Here is a 16,994-nt window from a genome sequence, read left to right on the forward strand (position 1 = left end):
CCCCGCGGACGAGGAGGGGCAGCGTGTCCGAATCTTCCGACACGCCTCAGGCAACCTCCGCCCCGGCACCCACCGTCCTCTTCGACGGCGAGTGCGGCTTCCGCCGGGCCGCGACCGGCCACCCGGTGCGGCGCCCGCGGCTGCGCGGTGAACGACGGTCCTGGCGGCCGGCCGACCTCGCCACCCGCCGGCTGACCCGCGCCCGGGCGGAGCAGCGCCCGTGGTTCCTCACGGCCGAGCGCCGCACCGGCGCTGCGGCGGCGTTCGCGGGCGGGTTCTCCACCGGCGACCGAACGGAGCACACATGCGGGATCCGAACCGGCACGGCGCCGCCGACGCCTCCCCGGCCGACGCGCTCCACCGCTTCCTGACCTCGGACCCCGGCGAGTGGGAGCGCCTCGCGCCGCGCGTCGTACGAGGGGTCGGCCGGGAGCGGCTGGAGACGATCGTCGCCGCCACCCGTGAGCTCACCGGTGACTTCGCGGGCGTCGACGACGGGCCGGACGGACTGGTGGTCCGCGGTGCGACCGGGCGGGTCCTGGCGTGGGCGACGACCGACGACGACGGTGCGCTGATCGGCCTGCTGATCGACGGCGCCCCGTACAAGGCACCCGCGTTCCGCCTCCCGCCTCCTGTGCAGCCGGTGCTGGGCCCGGTGGTCTGGGGCGCGTTGGCCGCCTGGGGCATCGCGGAGTGCTGGACGGCGGGCACGGGCTCGTCCTGGCTCGCGGCTCTCTTCGCCGTCGCCACCGGTTACGCCGTCTTCGAGGGGTACGGCGAGCCCGCCTCGATGCCCCGCCGGGTCCGCCGCTCGCTGGAGGCCGGGGCCCTGCCGGTGCTGGCCGCGGGGTACCGGGCGGCGCGGCTGCCGTTCGGGCACCCGCTGCCGGGCGCCGCCGTCGCGGCGGCCGTGTGCGCCGGTGTCCTGTGGACGCTGTTCAGGCGGCGCCGGCACCGCTGGGGCACGCCGCTGTCCGCACCGCTGCGCTTCCCGCTCAGGGGCGGCGTCTGGTACGTGGGACAGGGCGGCGGCAAGGGCCTCAACCACCACTTCGCCATCGCGGAACAGCGCGGCGCGCTCGACATCGTCGCCGTCGACGGGGTCCACGGCAGCAAAGGCCCCGGTACCGGCCTGGAGTCGTACCTCATCTACGGCGCGAAGCTGTACGCGCCGTGCGACGGTGTGGTGAGCTCCGCCGCCGACGGACTGCCCGACCAGGAACCCGGCCTCATCCGCTTCGGCCCCCTCTACGGCAACCACGTGTTCATCGACACCGGCCGCGAAGTGGTCAAGATGGCCCACCTGCGGCCCGGCAGCGTGACGGTCACCACCGGGCAGACGGTACGGGCCGGACAACTCGTCGGCGAGGTCGGCAACTCGGGCAACTCCACCGAGCCCCACCTGCACCTGCACGCCGAACGGGACGGCGTCGGGCTGGACCTGGCGTTCACCGACGTCGGCGGCTTCTTCCACCGCGGTCGTGTGATCCGCAACTGACCGCCGGGACGGCGAGTCGCGGTACGGAGCCGACGAACTCCCCGCCACACCCGTAACGTTGGCCGGGTGAGCGATCCCGCGCCCGGCGAGCCGCCGGACGTGCTCACCGCGCTCGGCATGCCTTTCCGGCTGTACGAGCACCCGGGAGCAGTGGCTCCCGTCCGGGTGTGTGCCGCGCCGGGCGTTCCGCTGGAGCGGACCGTGAAGACCCTGGCCTTCGTCACGCCCCAGGACCGGCTGCCGCCGGCCGCGCTGCCCGGTCACGCGCGGGTGCGGTACGGACCGCCGGCGCGGGCCGCCGGGATCCGTCGTAGCGAACCGTCCCCCGCGGATGCCCAGCGGCCGGCGCGGGCCGGGATGCGACCCGGAGGTGTCTGCCCGGTCTCCGCGGACCGGACCGCGACGGTGGTGTTCGACGACACCATCAGCGGTCCCGGGCGCGTGCACCGCGGCAGTGGACGGCCCGGCACCAGCATGGAGATCGACCCGGCACTGCTCGTCGCGGCCGTTCCGGCGGCCGTCACGGCGCCGATCGGAACCCCGCCCGCCGATCGGAACCCCGCCCCGCGGACCGGACCGCGACGGTGGTGTCCGACGACACCATCAGCGGTCCCGGGCGCGTGCACCGCGGCAGTGGACGGCCCGGCACCAGCATGGAGATCGACCCGGCGCTGCTCGTCGCGGCCGTCACGGCGGCCCGTCACGGCGCCGGCCGGAACCCCGCCCGCCGATCAGAACCCCGCCCCGCCGGCCGGCCCGCGTGAGCATCCGCGTCGCCGTACCCCGTCGACGCCACCGACGTCCACCGGCTGCTCAGCGGGTTCGTGACCGGCCACCGGCCCGAGCGTCTTCGGCATGCCGATCCGGGCCGTGCGGGCGAGAACCGAGGACGCGCACGAGGACGAAGGCCGCGGCCACGTGACGGACACCGGGTGACCGCTCCCGGCCAGGTGGCGCGGCCGTCGAGGCGTGTCCCGGCCCGGCCCTCCGGTCACGATTGGGTTTCGGACAACCTTCAACCTCTTGCCTCCTCCCCGTGTAATCGATTCCAATCCCTCCTACGGCAGCGCATGTAATCGTTTCCACGACCTGCGCGACCGCCGATGACACTCACGAGGAGGTGAGCCCGCCGATGGCGAGCATCAAGGACGTCGCCGCAGCGGCCGGGGTCTCCGTGGCCACGGTCTCGCGCGTCCTGAACGCGCACCCCTCGGTCAGTGCCGACGCGCGGACGCGGGTGCTGGCCGCCGTCGAGGCGCTGGGATACCGGCCCAACGCCGTCGCCCGGTCCCTGCGCACCGACCAGACCCACACCCTCGGGCTCGTCATCAGCGACGTGCTCAACCCCTACTTCACCGAGCTGGCCCGTTCGGTCGAGGAGGAGGCCCGTGCGCTCGGCTACAGCGTGATCATCGGCAACGCCGACGAGCGGCCCGACCTCCAGGACCACCATGTGCGGAATCTGCTCGACCGGCGGATCGACGGGCTGCTCGTCTCGCCCACCGACGGCGGCTCTCCGCTGATGCTGGAGGCCGCCCGCGCCGGGACCCCGATGGTGTTCGTGGACCGCTGGATCCCGGGCGTCGACGTGCCCGTCGTACGGGCCGACGGACAGGCGGCCATCCGGGATCTCGTCGCCCACCTCTGCCGGCTCGGGCACCGGCGGCTCGCGATCATCGCCGGGCCCGCCGCCACCACGACCGGCAGCGAGCGCGTCGCCGCCTTCAGGGCCGCCCTGGGCGAGCACGGGCTGCCTCTCCCGGACGCCTACACGGGCCAGGGCGACTTCCAGGCCGAGAGCGGGCGGCGGGTCACCGAGGGGTTCCTGGACCTTCCCGAGCCGCCGCAGGTCGTCTTCGCGGCCGACAACCTCATGGCACTCGGCGCCCTGGACGCCGTACGCGCGCGGGGGCTGCGCGTTCCGGACGACATCGCGCTGGCCGCGTTCGACGACATCCCCTGGTTCGTGCACACCGATCCGCCCGTCACCGCGATCGCCCAGCCGACCGGCGAGCTGGGACGCGCCGCCGTACGGGCCCTGGTCGACCGCATCGAGGGCCGTACCCCGCGGTCCGTCACCCTGCCCGCCCGGCTCGTCGTGCGCCGCTCGTGCGGCGAGCCGCCCGCTCCATCCCCCCTGCAGTCCCCCTCCCCAGTGCAAAGGAGCACGTCGTGAGCAACCCGGACGAGTTGCTGCGCATCGAGGGCATACGCAAGACCTTCCCCGGCGTGGTCGCGCTCGACGGCGTCGACTTCGACCTGCGCCGGGGCGAGGTCCATGTGCTGCTCGGTGAGAACGGCGCCGGCAAGAGCACGCTCATCAAGATGCTCTCCGGTGCCCATACGCCCGACGGTGGCCGGATCCGTGTCGGTGGTCAGGACGTGCGCATCCACGGCGCGCAGGACGCCGAGCGGCTCGGGATCGCCACCATCTACCAGGAGTTCAACCTCGTTCCGGATCTGACCGTCGCCGAGAACATCTTCCTCGGCCGGCAGCCCCGGCGCCGCGGGCTGATCGACCGCAAGCGGATGGAGGCCGACGCCGAGGTACTGCTGCGGCGCGTGGGCGTGTCCGTGTCCCCCCGCGCGCGTGTGCGTGAACTCGGCATCGCACGGCTGCAGATGGTCGAGATCGCCAAGGCGCTCAGCCTGGACGCGCGCGTGCTCGTCATGGACGAGCCGACCGCCGTGCTCACCTCGGAGGAGGTCGAGAGGCTGTTCGCGATCGTGCGTCAGCTGCGCGAGGACGGCGTCGGGATCGTCTTCATCACCCACCACCTGGAGGAGATCGCCGCCCTGGGCGACCGGGTCACCGTGATCCGGGACGGGCGGAGTGTCGGGCAGGTGCCCGCCTCCACCCCCGAGGAGGAGCTCGTACGGCTCATGGTCGGGCGGTCCATCGAGCAGCAGTACCCGCGGCGGCGGCCCGGCCGTGGCGCGGCGTTGCTGTCCGTCGAGGGGCTCACCCGGGACGGTGTCTTCCACGACGTGAGCTTCGAGGTGCACGCCGGGGAGGTCGTCGGGATCGCCGGGCTGGTGGGGGCCGGCCGCACCGAGGTCGTACGGGCCGTGTTCGGGGCCGACCCGTACGACGACGGCGTCGTGAGGGTCTGCGGCGACCGGCTCAAGCGGCATGACGTGAACGCCGCCATGGCGGCCGGGATCGGGCTCGTCCCCGAGGACCGCAAGGGCCAGGGGCTGGTGCTGGACGCCTCCGTCGAGGAGAACCTGGGGCTCGTGACCATGCGGGCCGCCACCCGGGCCGGCCTCGTCGACCGCGGGGCGCAGCACGTCGCCGCCGAGCGGATCGCCGGGCAGCTGGGCGTGCGGATGGCGGGCCTCGGGCAGCGCGTGCGCACCCTGTCCGGCGGCAACCAGCAGAAGGTCGTCATCGGCAAGTGGCTGCTGGCCGACACCAAGGTGCTGATCCTCGACGAGCCGACGCGCGGCATCGACGTCGGCGCCAAGGTCGAGATCTACCAGCTGGTCAACGAACTGACCGCCGCCGGAGCCGCCGTGCTCATGATCTCCAGCGATCTGCCGGAGGTGCTCGGCATGAGCGACCGGGTGCTGGTCATGGCCCAGGGCCGGATCGCCGGTGAACTCTCCGCCGACGAGGCCACCCAGGACGCCGTGATGTCCCTCGCCGTCTCCACCCCCACCACCCAGAAGGAGGCCACCCGTGGCCACTGACACGCTCAACGGCCGGGCGGGCGCGAGCGGCGCCCCGGGGGCCCTTCGCCGGCTGCTCCTCGACAACGGCGCGCTCACCGCGCTGATCGTCCTCGTCATCGCGCTGTCGGCGCTGTCCGGCGACTTCCTGACGACGGACAACCTGCTCAACATCGGTGTCCAGGCCGCCGTGACGGCGGTCCTCGCCTTCGGTGCGACCTTCGTGATCGTCTCGGCGGGCATCGACCTGTCGGTCGGGTCCGTGGCCGCGCTGTCGGCGACGGTGCTGGCCTGGAGCGCCACGCAGCACGGTGTGCCGGTGGCGGTCGCGGTTCTGTTCGCCGTCGCCACGGGGGTCGCGGCGGGCCTGGTGAACGGTTTCCTCATCGCCTACGGCAAGCTGCCGCCGTTCATCGCGACGCTGGCCATGCTGTCGGTGGGCCGCGGTCTCGCCCTGGTGATCTCGCAGGGCTCCCCCATCGCCTTCCCGGACTCGGTCTCGCACCTCGGTGACACGCTCGGCGGTTGGCTGCCCGTGCCGGTGCTGGTCATGGTGGTCATGGGGCTGATCGCGGCCGTCGTCCTGGGCCGGACGTACATCGGCCGCTCCATGTACGCGATCGGCGGCAACGAGGAGGCCGCCCGGCTGTCGGGGCTGCGGGTGCACAGGCAGAAGCTCGCGATCTACGCCCTGTCCGGCGTCTTCGCGGCCGTGGCGGGCGTCGTGCTCGCCTCCCGGCTGTCCTCGGCGCAGCCGCAGGCCGCGGACGGCTACGAACTGGACGCGATCGCCGCGGTCGTGATCGGCGGTGCCTCGCTCGCGGGCGGCACCGGCAAGGCGTCCGGCACGCTGATCGGCGCGCTGATCCTGGCAGTGCTGCGCAACGGCCTCAACCTGCTCGACGTGTCCGCCTTCTGGCAGCAGGTCGTGATCGGCGTCGTCATCGCGCTGGCGGTACTGCTGGACACCGTGCGCCGCAGGGCCGGGGCCACCCCCGTGGCCTCCGGTGCGGGCGGGCCCAAGGGCAGGCAGGCGGCGACCTACGCGCTCGCGGCCGTCGTCACCGTGGCGATCGTGGGCGCGACCTCCTTCCTGCACGGCGGCTCGTCGTCCTCGACGACCCCGAGGATGGGCCTGTCGCTGTCCACCCTCAACAACCCCTTCTTCGTGCAGATCCGGGCCGGCGCCCGGGCCGAGGCGAAGAAGCTGGGCGTGGACCTGACCGTCACCGACGCCCAGAACGACGCCTCCCAGCAGGCCAACCAGCTGCAGAACTTCACCAGTTCCAAGCTGGGCGCGGTCATCGTCAACCCGGTGGACTCGGACGCGGCGAGCAACTCGGTGAAGGCCGCCGACAAGGCCGGGATCCCGGTGATCGCCGTCGACCGGGGCGTCAACAAGGCCGACGTGAACACCCTGGTCGCCTCCGACAACGTGGCGGGCGGTGAGCTGGCCGCGAGGACGATCGCCGAGAAGCTCGGCGGCAAGGGCAGCATCGTGATCCTTCAGGGCCAGGCGGGTACGTCGGCGGCCCGGGAGCGTGCGCAGGGCTTCGCGAACGGTCTGAGGGCCTACCCCGGCATCCGGGTGGTGGCCCAGCAGCCGGCCGACTTCGACCGCACCAAGGGCCTCGACGTGATGTCGAACCTGCTCCAGGCCCACCCCGACGTGCGGGGCGTCATCGCCGCCAACGACGAGATGGCGCTCGGCGCGGTCAAGGCGCTGGGCTCCAGGGCCGGGAAGTCCGTGCAGGTCGTCGGATTCGACGGCACCCCGGACGGGCTCACGGCGGTGAAGCAGGGCACGCTGTACGCGTCGGTCGCCCAGCAGCCGACGCAGTTGGGGAGGATCGCCGTGGACAACGCGCTCAGGGCGGTCCGGGGCAAGAAGGTGGAACCGACGGTGAAGGTACCGGTGAAGGTGGTCACGCGGGACAATGTGGCCGGCTTCAGCGGCTGACAACGGCCGACGCGGGCGGACGGTCGTACACCATGGGTCACCCGGCATGAGGCACCATGGGTGGCGGCCGTCCGCCCGGGGTCATCTCTCAGGGGAGTCAACTGATGTTCGACTACGACCTGTTGGTCGTGGGTTCGGCCAACGCCGACCTGGTGATCGACGTCGAGCGGCGGCCGGCCGCCGGTGAGACGGTGCTGGGCTCCGACCTGGCCGTCCACCCCGGCGGCAAGGGCGCCAACCAGGCGGTCGCCGCGGCCCGGCTCGGCGCGGGTACGGCCCTGCTGGCCCGGGTCGGTGACGACGACTACGGCCGGCTGCTCCTCGGCTCCCTGCGCACGGCCGGCGTCGACACGGTCGGCGTGCTGGTGGGCGGGGCACCCACGGGCGTGGCGCTGATCACCGTGGACCCCTCCGGGGACAACAGCATCGTGGTGTCGCCCGGTGCCAACGCCCGCCTCACCCCGGCGGACATCCGGGCGGCGGTGAGCCTGTTCCTCGCCTCCCGGGTGGTGTCGACGCAGCTGGAGATCCCGCTGGAGACGGTGGTGGAGGTGGTACGGAACCTGTCCCCGGACAGCCGCTTCGTGCTGAACCCGTCCCCGCCGCGGCCGCTGCCCACGGAGGTGCTCGCGGCCTGCGATCCGCTGATCGTCAACGAGCACGAGGCCCGGGTGATCCTCGGCGAGGCCTGTGTGAGCGAGGAGCCGGCGGACTGGGCGCGGCTGCTGCTGGCCAAGGGCCCTCGCTCGGTGGTGGTGACGCTGGGCGCGGAGGGGGCGCTGGTGTGCGAGTCCCTGGAGGTGACGCGGGTGCCGTCGGTGAAGGTGGACGCGGTGGACACCACGGGCGCGGGCGACGCGTTCACGGCCGCGCTGGCCTGGAGGCTGGGCTCCGGCGCGGATCTGCCGGAGGCGGCGGCCTACGCGGCCCGCGTCGGCGCGGCGGCCGTGACCAGGCGGGGCGCGCAGGAGTCGTATCCGACGGCGGAGGAGGTCGGGAACCTGTGAGGAAGGCGGGCATTCTCAACCGTCATCTGTCCGGCGCGCTCGCCGAGTTGGGGCACGGGGACGGGGTGCTGGTGTGCGACGCGGGCATGCCGATCCCGGACGGGCCGCGCGTGGTGGACCTGGCGTTCCGCGCCGGGGTGCCGTCGTTCGCGGAGGTCGTGGACGGGCTGTTGGCCGAGTTGGTGGTGGAGGGCGCCACGGCGGCGCGGGAGCTGCGGGGCCGCAACCGGGCCCTGCTGGAAGGCCACTTCCCGGGGCTGGCCCTGGTCCCGCACGAGCGCCTGAAGGAGCTGTCGGCCGGCGCCCGGCTGGTCGTCCGCACGGGCGAGGCACGGCCGTACGCGAACGTGCTGCTGCGCTGCGGCGTGTTCTTCTGAAACCGGTATCACCCGGTGCACTTCGAGGGGGCGGCCCCGGTCCGTCGACCGGGGCCGCCCCCTCGGCTTTCCCCTCCGTACCAGAACCCCGTGAATCCCCCCCGGGTCCCCTCCCGGGTTCTGATGACAGGTACGACACCCAGGGCCCGCAAAGGGTTGCACGGAATCCCAAGATTCTTTGCCGATGCGCGGCGGGGGCAGTGGCGGGCGGGGCGGGGCGTCTAGAGGAAAGCGCTGTGGTAACGGTCCGCCGTCTCCGCCAGCACCTCCCGGCCGTCCCTGGCCCACAGGCCCTCGTTGAACACCTCGACCTCGACGGGCCCGGTGTAGCCGGCGGCCTCCACGTGGCCCTTCCACTCACGCAGGTCGATCGCGCCGTCCCCGATCTGCCCGCGGCCGTTGAGGACGCCCTCGGGCAGCGGGGTGGTCCAGTCGGCGAGCTGGAAGGCGTGGATGCGGCCCGCCGCGCCCGCCCGGGCGATCTGCGCGGGTGCCTGGTCGTCCCACCAGACGTGGTAGGTGTCCACGGTCACCCCGACCTGGTGTGCGGGGAAGCGTTCGGCGAGGTCCAGCGCCTGGGCCAGGGTCGAGACCACGCAGCGGTCGGCGGCGTACATGGGGTGCAGGGGCTCGATGGCCAGGCGGACGCCGTGGGCCCCGGCGTAGGGGGCGAGTTCGGCCAGGGCGTCGGCGATGCGTTCGCGGGCCGCCCGCAGGTCCTTGCTGCCCGGCGGGAGGCCGCCGGAGACCAGGACCAGCGTGTCGGTGCCGAGCGTCGCCGCCTCCTCGACCGCACGCCGGTTGTCCGCCAGCGCCGCCGCCCGCTCCTCGGGGTCGGTCGCGGTGAGGAAGCCGCCCCGGCACAGGGTCGTCACCGTCAGGCCAGCGTCCCGCACCAGCTTGGCCGTCTCCGCCACGCCGTGCTCCTGGACCGGCTCGCGCCACAGGCCCACCTGGCCGACGCCCGACCGACGGCAGGCGTCGGCCAGTTGGGGAAGGGACAGCTGCTTCACCGTCATCTGGTTGATGCTGAAACGCGAAAGGCCGGCGTTCACTGGGCGACTCCGTACAGGGCGAGCAGGTTCTTCATCCGTGCCTCGGCGAGTGCCGGGTCCGGGAACAGGCCGAGGCCGTCGGCGAGTTCGTAGGCGCGGGCCAGGTGCGGGAGGGAGCGGGCCGACTGCAGGCCGCCGACCATCGTGAAGTGCCCCTGGTGGCCCGCGAGCCAGGCCAGCAGGACCACACCGGTCTTGTAGAAGCGGGTCGGCGCCTGGAAGAGATGGCGGGACAGTTCCACCGTGGGGTCCAGCAGGCCCCGGAAGCCGGGCACGTCCCCCTTGTCCAGGACCCGTACCGCCTGCGCCGCCAGCGGACCCAGCGGGTCGAAGACGCCGAGCAGGGCGTGGCTGAACCCCTTGTCGTCTCCCGCGATGAGCTCGGGGTAGTGGAAGTCGTCGCCGGTGTAGCAGCGGACCCCGCGAGGCAGCCGGCGGCGGAGGCCGAGCTCCCGCCGCGCGTCCAGCAGGGACACCTTGACGCCGTCCACCTTGTCCGGGTGCGCGGCGACGACCTCCAGGAACACCTCCGTCGCCGCGTCCAGGCCGGCTGGTCCCCAGTAGCCGTCGAGCGCCGGGTCGAACATGGGGCCCAGCCAGTGCAGGATCACCGGCTCGGCGCACTGGCGCAGCAGCCCGCCGTAGACCTCCAGGTAGTCCTCGGGGCCCCTGGCCACGGAGGCGAGGGCGCGCGACGCCATCAGGACCGCCTGCGCGCCCGACTCCTCGACGACGGCGAGCTGCTCCTCGTAGGCCGCGCGGATCTCCGCCAGGGAACCGCCCGTGATCTGGTCGGTGCCGACCCCGCAGGCGATCCGGCCGCCGACCGCCCGCGCCTCGGCCGCGCTGCGGCGGATCAGCTCGGCCGCCCCCGCCCAGTCCAGGCCCATGCCGCGCTGGGCGGTGTCCATCGCCTCGGCGACACCGAGTCCGTGGGACCACAGGTGGCGGCGGAAGGCGAGGGTGGCGTCCCAGTCGACGGCGGCGGGCGAGTCGGGCGAGACGTCGGCGTACGGGTCGGCGACGACATGGGCCGCCGAGAAGACCGTACGGGAGGTGAAGGGGGTGCCCGGCGCGAGGTCCGGCGGCTCGGTGCGGGGCTCGTAGGTGCGCAGGGTGCCGTCCGCGGCGGGGAGTCGGATGGTCACAGGGAGATCTCCGGGACGTCGATGCGGCGGCCCTCGGCGGAGGACTTCAGGCCCAGTTCGGCGAGCTGGACGCCGCGGGCCCCGGCCAGCAGGTCCCAGTGGTACGGGGCGTCGGCGTAGACGTGCTTGAGGAACAGCTCCCACTGGGCCTTGAAACCGTTGTCGAACCCGGCGTTGTCCGGCACCTCCTGCCACTGGTCGCGGTAGGCCTCGGTGGCGGGGACGTCCGGGTTCCAGACCGGCTTGGGTGTCGCCGAGCGGTGCTGGACGCGGCACCGGCGCAGCCCGGCGACCGCCGAGCCCTCGGTGCCGTCGACCTGGAACTCGACCAGTTCGTCGCGGCCCACGCGCACGGCCCAGGAGGAGTTGATCTGGGCGACGGCGCCGCCTTCGAGCTCGAAGATGCCGTAGGCGGCGTCGTCGGCGGTGGCGTCGTAGGGCTTGCCGTTCTCGTCCCAGCGCTGCGGGATGTGGGTGGTGGCGAGGGCCTGGACGGACGTCACGCGGCCGAACAGCTCGTGGAGGACGTACTCCCAGTGCGGGAACATGTCGACGACGATGCCGCCGCCGTCCTCGGCACGGTAGTTCCAGGAGGGCCGCTGGGCCAGCTGCCAGTCGCCCTCGAACACCCAGTAGCCGAACTCGCCCCGTACGGAGAGGATCCGCCCGAAGAAGCCGCCGTCGACGAGCCGCTTCAGCTTCAGCAGTCCCGGCAGGAAGATCTTGTCCTGGACCACGCCGTGCTTGATGCCCTTCTCCTGGGCCAGCCGGGCGAGTTCGAGGGCGCCGTCGAGCCCGGTGGCGGTGGGCTTCTCGGTGTAGACGTGTTTTCCGGCCGCGATCGCCTTCCTCACGGACTCCTCGCGGGCGGAGGTGACCTGGGAGTCGAAGTAGATGTCGACGGCCGGGTCGGCGAGCACCGCGTCGACGTCGGTCGAGACGTGCTCCAGGCCGTGCCGTTCGGCGATCTCCTCGAGGGCGTGCGCGCGCCGGCCGAGCAGGACCGGCTCCGGCCACAGCACGGTGCCGTCGCCGAGGTCGAGGCCGCCCTGGTCGCGCAGGGCGAGGATCGACCGGACGAGGTGCTGGCGGTAGCCCATGCGCCCGGTCACGCCGTTCATGGCGATACGCACCGTCTTGCGTGTCACGTCAGTCCCCTCTGTCCACATCGCAGCAAGCGCTTTCTACGGTGAGAAACTAGCCTCTGCACGGTGGTCCGTACAAGACCGTGTTCCCTTCGAGTTGTTCGAGGGGGCGAACAACGGGGGTGCATGGCTTTAAGGTCTGCTCGACAGTTTCTCGGAACCAGCGGCAAGAACTGGCTGTCTACGAGGGCGTACGACACGATGCGCGACCGGAGGACGACGAGATGACGGTGACCCTGGCGGATGTGGCGGCCCGCGCCCAGGTCTCACCCGCGACGGTGTCGCGCGTGCTGAACGGCAACTACCCGGTGGCCACCTCCACGCGCGAGCGGGTGCTGCGGGCGGTGGACGAGCTCGACTACGTCCTCAACGGACCGGCGAGCGCCCTCGCCGCGGCCACCTCCGACCTGGTCGGCATCCTGGTCAACGACATCGCCGACCCCTTCTTCGGGATCATGGCGAGCGCGATCCAGGCCGAGATCGGCGGCACGGGCGGCGGCCGGGCGGGCGGCGAACGGCTCGCGGTGGTCTGCAACACGGGCGGCTCACCGGAGCGCGAGCTGACGTACCTGACCCTGCTGCAGCGGCAGCGGGCGGCGGCCGTGGTGCTGACCGGCGGGGCCGTGGAGGACGCGCCGCACGCGGCGGCGGTCGCGGCGAAGCTGCGCAAGCTCAGCGAGGCCGGCACGCGGGTGGTGCTGTGCGGGCGGCCGCCGGCCCCCGACGCCGACGCCGTCGCCCTCACCTTCGACAACCGGGGCGGCGCGCGCCGGCTCACCGAGCACCTGCTCGGCCTCGGCCACCGCCGCCTCGGCTACATCGCGGGCCCCGAGGAACGTACGACCACCCGGCACCGGCTGGAGGGTCACCGGGCGGCGCTGGAGGCGGCGGGTGTGCGGGAGGACCCTCGCTGGACGGTGCACGGGCGGTACGACCGCCAGTCCGGGTACGAGGCCACGCTGGAGCTGCTGCGCCGTGACCCCGCGCTGACGGCGATCGTGGCCGCGAACGACTCCGTCGCGCTGGGGGCGTCCGCGGCGCTGCGGGACTCCGGGCTGCGGATCCCGGACGACGTGTCGGTCGCCGGGTTCGACGATCTTCCGTTCAGCGTGGATGCGGTGCCCGCGCTGACCACCGTGCGGTTGCCGCTCGCCGAGGCCGGGGCGCGGGCCGGGCGGATCGCCATGGGGCGGGAGGAGCCGCCGCCGGGCGCGATAGCGACGATCCGGGGGGAGCTGATGGTGCGGGGATCTTCCGGGGTCCCCCGCGCCTGAGCGGCTCTCCGGGAGCGCACCCCCCGAAGAGCCGGAGTTCTCCCGCCCGCGCGTCCCTCACGACCGGCCGGGCAGCGACCGTCCCAGCAGCGGCAGCGGGGCCTCGCCCCTGCGGCGGTCGCGGTACCAGCGCTTGCCCGTCTCGTAGGACCGGCGGGCACCGCGTACGGCGGGGATCTGGGTGGCGAGATGGACCTGGTACTTCCAGGGGGTCTGGTGGCCCTGGCGTACCGACATGGCGTAGGCGAAGGAGACCGGGTCGCGGTCCAGGTAGTCGTCGAGCCGCTCGAACCAGGCCATGCTGGTGCGCGCCGCGGCCTGTACGGCCTGCATCTCGGCGCGGCGGTGCTGGTCGTACTCGCGCAGCGCCTCCTGCGGATCCGGGAACCGGGAGAGGCTGTGGGCCAGCACGATCGCGTCGATCATCGCGAGCCGGGTGCCGGACCCGAGCGTGAAGTGGGTGGTGTGCGCGGCGTCGCCGGCCAGGACGACGTTGCCGTCGACCCAGGTCCGGTTGCTGAGGTGTTGGAACCGCTGCCACCTGGCCGGTTCGCCGCGTGACCGGCTGATCAGGGAGCGGCCGTCGAGGGCGCGGTGGAAGATCTTCTCCAGCAGGGGGACGGCGTCCTCGGGTTCGAGCGTGTCGAGGCCGAGGCCCTGCCAGGTCTGCGCGGAGCACTCCACGATGCAGGTGCTGATCCTGCCCTTGATCGACGGGTAGGCGTGGAACCAGACCCAGCCGGCCGGAGTCTCCTCGAAGTCGAACACGAAGCTCTCGAACTGCCGGTCCGTGCCGAGCCAGATGTAGGGGTTGCGGCCGGTCTCCACCTTGGTGCCGAAGTGCTCGGCGCGGCTCTGCCGGATCCGGCTGCCCGCGCCGTCGGCGGCCACGATCAGGTCGGCCTCGGGCAGGTCGGCGGGGTCGGCGAGCCTCTCGTGCCGTACGTCGACGCCGAGCGCCCGTGCGCGGCGGGTCAGGACGTCCAGCAGGGCCGCCCGGCCCATGCTGTAGCCGTAGCCGCCGAAGTACGCGGTGCCGTCGTGCCCGCCGCCGTGGACGCGGATCTCCTGGTCCTGCCAGAGCACGGAACCGGCGCTCACCGCCCGCGCGCTCTCGGGGTCGTTGCGGTGCAGGATGTCCAGCAGATCGTTCCAGTACACGACACCCCAGCCGTACGTCGCCTCCGGCGGGTCGCGCTCGATCACGGTGATCTCGTGACCGGCGTCCCGCAGCTTCGCGGAGATCGAGAAGTACAGCCCGGCCGGGCCTCCACCTACGCAGACGATCCTCATCCGGTACCTCCGTTGTCACGGCCGCGGCGACACAGCACTTCTGTCACGGCTTCCGGCATATGGATCCGGGTGCCCGTGGGGTCGGGCACCCGGATCCACCCTTGGTTTGTCAGGGGGTGTCGGTCAGAACTGACGCTCAGCAGCCTCCCCAGCCGCCCCAGCCCCAGCCCCAGCCGCCGCCGCCCCAGCCCCAGCCGCCGCCGTGGCCGCCGCCCCAGCCCCAGCCCCAGCCCCAGCCGCCGCCGCCCCAGCCCCAGCCGCCGTCGTCGCCCCAGCCCCAGCCGCCGCCACCACGGTCGTGGTTGTACGTGGCGACGTGCGTCGGTGCGGAGGAGGTGGCAGCCTGGGCCGCTCCGGCTCCGGCCGCGATGGCCAGGATGGGCGCCGAGCAGACCGCGATGGCCACTCTCTTCATACGGGTGGTGTGTGCGCGCATGATGATGCCCCTCTCCGGAGGGTGTGTTGGATTGTTCGGCGGCCTCGACGGGCCGTCCGTTTTGGCTCCGGAGCCTGCGCGTCGCTCCGGGCTCGTCCACCGCCGCGATGCGCTCCGCAGCGGACCGCCACTTCTCCGGATAAATCGGATATAAGTGACGTTTCGTTCTAAACCTACGATGAGTCCGCGGGGATGTCAAAAGCACCCGGCGAGGAATCCGACAGCCGACAAAGGAAGTTGGCCACGACCGGGCACGGGCCGTGGACGCCGGCGCCCTGCGGGCCTAGGCTCGGAGGGGCCGCATCTCTGACTGAGTCAAACATCCGGGGGCGATCATGACAGTCCAGGACGTCCGCGCCTTCAACCGCTTCTACACGGGCCTCATCGGCGCCCTCGACTACGGCCGCCATCTCTACGCCCCGTACACCCTCACCGAATCCCGCGTGCTGTACGAACTCGCCCAGGTCCCGCACCTGGACGCGGTCGACCTGCGCACGCGGCTCGGCCTCGACGCCGGGTACCTGAGCCGGATCCTGAACAGGTTCGAGGACGCCGGCCTGATCGAGCGCGGGCCCTCCCGGAGCGATCCGCGCCGGCGGCGGGTGCGGCTCACCGCACCGGGGCGGGAGGCCGCCGCACTGCTGGACGAGCGCGCCCGGGACACGGTCGGAGCCATGCTCGACACCGTCGCCCCGGCCGACCGGCCCCGGCTGGCCGAGGCCATGCGGGCCATCCAGGACATCCTCGGCGCGGAGCGGCCCCGGCCCGGCGAGGTCGTGCTGCGCGAACCACAACCCGGTGACCTCGGCTGGATCGTGCAGCGCAACGCGGCGCTGTACGCGGCGGAGTACGGCTGGAACGCCGACTACGAGGGGCTCGTGGCCCGGATCGTCGCCGACTTCGCCGAGGACCACGACCCGCATCTGGAGCGGGTGTGGATCGCCGAGCAGGACATGCGGCCGGTGGGCTGCGTGATGTGCGTACGGGACGACGCCCCCGGTACCGCGCGGCTGCGGCTGCTGCTCGTCGAGCCCGGGGCGCGCGGGCACGGGATCGGCGACCGGCTGGTCGGGGCCGTGACCGACTTCGCGCGCGAGGTCGGCTACCGCGAGCTGGTGCTGTGGACCAACGACGTCCTGGGCAGCGCCCGCCGGATCTACCAGCGGCACGGCTTCGCCCTCGTCGCCGAGAAGCCGCACCGCTCCTTCGGCAAGGATCTCGTCGGCCAGGACTGGCGGCTGGATCTGCGCGAATCGGGCGAGTGACGAGTAGGGTCCGAGCCATGAAGCTGGCGTTCTCCACACTCGGTGTCCCCGGCCTGCCCGTCCCGGACGTCCTGGCGCTCGCGACCGAGCACGGCTACCACGGTGTCGAATTGCGCGCCCACCCGGAGGAGCCGGTGCGTCCCGGCCTCTCCCCCGCCGAACGCGCGGAAACCGCGACCCGGTTCAAGGAGGCCGGGGTCGAGGTGCTGGGCCTCGCCGGGTACGCACGCGTCGCCGCTCCCGGTGACGACGCGCCGGTGCTGGCGGAGATCCGTGAGCTCCTCCACCTCGCCCACGACCTGGGCGCGCCCTTCGTCCGGGTCTTCCCCGGCGCCGACCCCGACCGCCCGCGCGAGGAGTCCGACGCCCTGGCCGCACGGCGGCTCGGGACCGCCGCGGAGGACGCCACCGCGCTGGGTGTGCGGATCCTGCTGGAGACGCACGACTCGCACCGCACCGGTGCCGACGCGATCCGGGTGCTGGGCCCGGTCGGACACCGGCAGGTGGGTGCGCTGTGGGACGTGATGCACACCTGGCTGGGCGGCGAGCAGCCCGCCGACACCTATGCGGCCCTCGCCCCGCACCTGGGATATGTGCAGGTCAAGGACATCGCGTCGGCGCAGGACACCATGCCGCTGCCGCTGGGCTCGGGGGTGCTGCCGCTCACCGAGTGCGTGGATGTGCTGTGCCGGCAGGGGTGGGACGGATGGCTGTGCTGGGAGTACGAGAAGCGGTGGTACCAGTCGGCCGCGCCGCTTGCAGGGTTGCTCGGTGCCGGCCGGGAGCATCTGCTGCGCCTGCTGGGTGAGGCCGCGTAGTCGCGGGCCCGGGGGTACGGGGGCGTTGCCGAGTGCGGGTGCGTCG

General features: G+C 73.0%; 16 protein-coding genes and 1 pseudogene. 12 read left to right on the top strand and 5 right to left on the bottom strand.

The window, feature by feature from the left end:
• Positions 1-23 precede the first annotated feature (23 nt).
• The 9 genes and pseudogenes from AB0D93_RS13315 (at position 24) to rbsD (ending at position 8,514) form a co-directional block, all read left to right on the top strand.
• Complete coding sequence (locus tag AB0D93_RS13315; protein ID WP_362117889.1) at positions 24-371, top strand: hypothetical protein; 348 nt, start codon at positions 24-26, stop codon at positions 369-371.
• Entirely contained in the window at positions 305-1,498 is a 1,194-nt protein-coding gene (locus AB0D93_RS13320; protein ID WP_362117892.1) for a M23 family metallopeptidase, read from the top strand. The genes AB0D93_RS13315 and AB0D93_RS13320 overlap by 67 nt, the downstream gene beginning before the upstream one ends.
• 117 nt (positions 1,499-1,615) lie before the next feature.
• Positions 1,616-1,984, top strand: a pseudogene (locus AB0D93_RS13325) (YbaK/EbsC family protein); the annotation flags it as partial.
• 101 nt (positions 1,985-2,085) lie between these two features.
• Positions 2,086-2,262: a hypothetical protein gene (locus tag AB0D93_RS13330; RefSeq protein WP_362118222.1), complete on the top strand. Its 177-nt coding sequence runs from the start codon at positions 2,086-2,088 to the stop codon at positions 2,260-2,262.
• Between the two features lie 368 nt (positions 2,263-2,630).
• Positions 2,631-3,674 (top strand): LacI family DNA-binding transcriptional regulator, encoded by a 1,044-nt coding sequence (locus AB0D93_RS13335; RefSeq protein WP_362117895.1) that lies wholly within the window; start codon positions 2,631-2,633, stop codon positions 3,672-3,674.
• The gene (locus tag AB0D93_RS13340; protein ID WP_362117898.1) at positions 3,671-5,191 is read left to right on the top strand and encodes a sugar ABC transporter ATP-binding protein; all 1,521 of its coding nucleotides are present in this window, start codon (positions 3,671-3,673) and stop codon (positions 5,189-5,191) included. Before AB0D93_RS13335 ends, AB0D93_RS13340 begins: the two co-directional genes overlap by 4 nt.
• Positions 5,181-7,130 (top strand): substrate-binding domain-containing protein, encoded by a 1,950-nt coding sequence (locus AB0D93_RS13345; protein ID WP_362117902.1) that lies wholly within the window; start codon positions 5,181-5,183, stop codon positions 7,128-7,130. Before AB0D93_RS13340 ends, AB0D93_RS13345 begins: the two co-directional genes overlap by 11 nt.
• A gap of 104 nt (positions 7,131-7,234) precedes the next feature.
• Positions 7,235-8,137 carry a ribokinase gene (locus tag AB0D93_RS13350; protein ID WP_362117905.1) on the top strand — a complete coding sequence of 301 codons (903 nt, stop codon included), beginning with the start codon at positions 7,235-7,237 and terminating at the stop codon, positions 8,135-8,137.
• Entirely contained in the window at positions 8,134-8,514 is a 381-nt protein-coding gene (gene rbsD, locus AB0D93_RS13355; RefSeq protein ID WP_362117909.1) for a D-ribose pyranase, read from the top strand. Before AB0D93_RS13350 ends, rbsD begins: the two co-directional genes overlap by 4 nt.
• Before the next feature lie 221 nt (positions 8,515-8,735).
• On the opposite strand, the gene AB0D93_RS13360 is transcribed toward rbsD, so the two are convergent.
• The 3 genes from AB0D93_RS13360 to AB0D93_RS13370 are packed head-to-tail and all read right to left on the bottom strand — an operon-like array spanning position 8,736 to position 11,865.
• Entirely contained in the window at positions 8,736-9,533 is a 798-nt protein-coding gene (locus AB0D93_RS13360; protein ID WP_362117912.1) for a sugar phosphate isomerase/epimerase family protein, read from the bottom strand.
• 32 nt (positions 9,534-9,565) lie between these two features.
• Entirely contained in the window at positions 9,566-10,717 is a 1,152-nt protein-coding gene (locus AB0D93_RS13365; RefSeq protein WP_362117915.1) for a dihydrodipicolinate synthase family protein, read from the bottom strand.
• Entirely contained in the window at positions 10,714-11,865 is a 1,152-nt protein-coding gene (locus tag AB0D93_RS13370; RefSeq protein ID WP_362117918.1) for a Gfo/Idh/MocA family oxidoreductase, read from the bottom strand. Before AB0D93_RS13370 ends, AB0D93_RS13365 begins: the two co-directional genes overlap by 4 nt.
• A gap of 221 nt (positions 11,866-12,086) precedes the next feature.
• Here AB0D93_RS13370 and AB0D93_RS13375 point away from each other — a divergent pair, with 221 nt between their 5' ends.
• The gene (locus AB0D93_RS13375; protein ID WP_362117921.1) at positions 12,087-13,136 is read left to right on the top strand and encodes a LacI family DNA-binding transcriptional regulator; all 1,050 of its coding nucleotides are present in this window, start codon (positions 12,087-12,089) and stop codon (positions 13,134-13,136) included.
• A 57-nt stretch (positions 13,137-13,193) separates the two neighbouring features.
• Here the strand turns inward: AB0D93_RS13375 and AB0D93_RS13380 are convergent, their stop codons facing one another.
• The gene (locus tag AB0D93_RS13380) at positions 13,194-14,429 is read right to left on the bottom strand and encodes an FAD-dependent monooxygenase (protein WP_362117924.1); all 1,236 of its coding nucleotides are present in this window, start codon (positions 14,427-14,429) and stop codon (positions 13,194-13,196) included.
• A 136-nt stretch (positions 14,430-14,565) separates the two neighbouring features.
• Positions 14,566-14,865, bottom strand: a complete 300-nt coding sequence (locus AB0D93_RS13385) for a hypothetical protein (RefSeq protein ID WP_362117927.1) — start codon at positions 14,863-14,865, stop codon at positions 14,566-14,568.
• Positions 14,866-15,200: 335 nt separating this feature from the next.
• Here AB0D93_RS13385 and AB0D93_RS13390 point away from each other — a divergent pair, with 335 nt between their 5' ends.
• Both AB0D93_RS13390 and AB0D93_RS13395 read left to right on the top strand, forming a co-directional pair.
• Positions 15,201-16,130 (top strand): bifunctional helix-turn-helix transcriptional regulator/GNAT family N-acetyltransferase, encoded by a 930-nt coding sequence (locus AB0D93_RS13390; RefSeq protein ID WP_362117930.1) that lies wholly within the window; start codon positions 15,201-15,203, stop codon positions 16,128-16,130.
• 17 nt (positions 16,131-16,147) lie between these two features.
• The gene (locus tag AB0D93_RS13395) at positions 16,148-16,948 is read left to right on the top strand and encodes a sugar phosphate isomerase/epimerase family protein (protein ID WP_362117933.1); all 801 of its coding nucleotides are present in this window, start codon (positions 16,148-16,150) and stop codon (positions 16,946-16,948) included.
• The last annotated feature ends 46 nt before the right edge of the window (positions 16,949-16,994 follow it).

The organism is Streptomyces sp. NPDC048191, from assembly GCF_040652655.1.
Classification (GTDB): Bacteria; Actinomycetota; Actinomycetes; order Streptomycetales; family Streptomycetaceae; genus Streptomyces.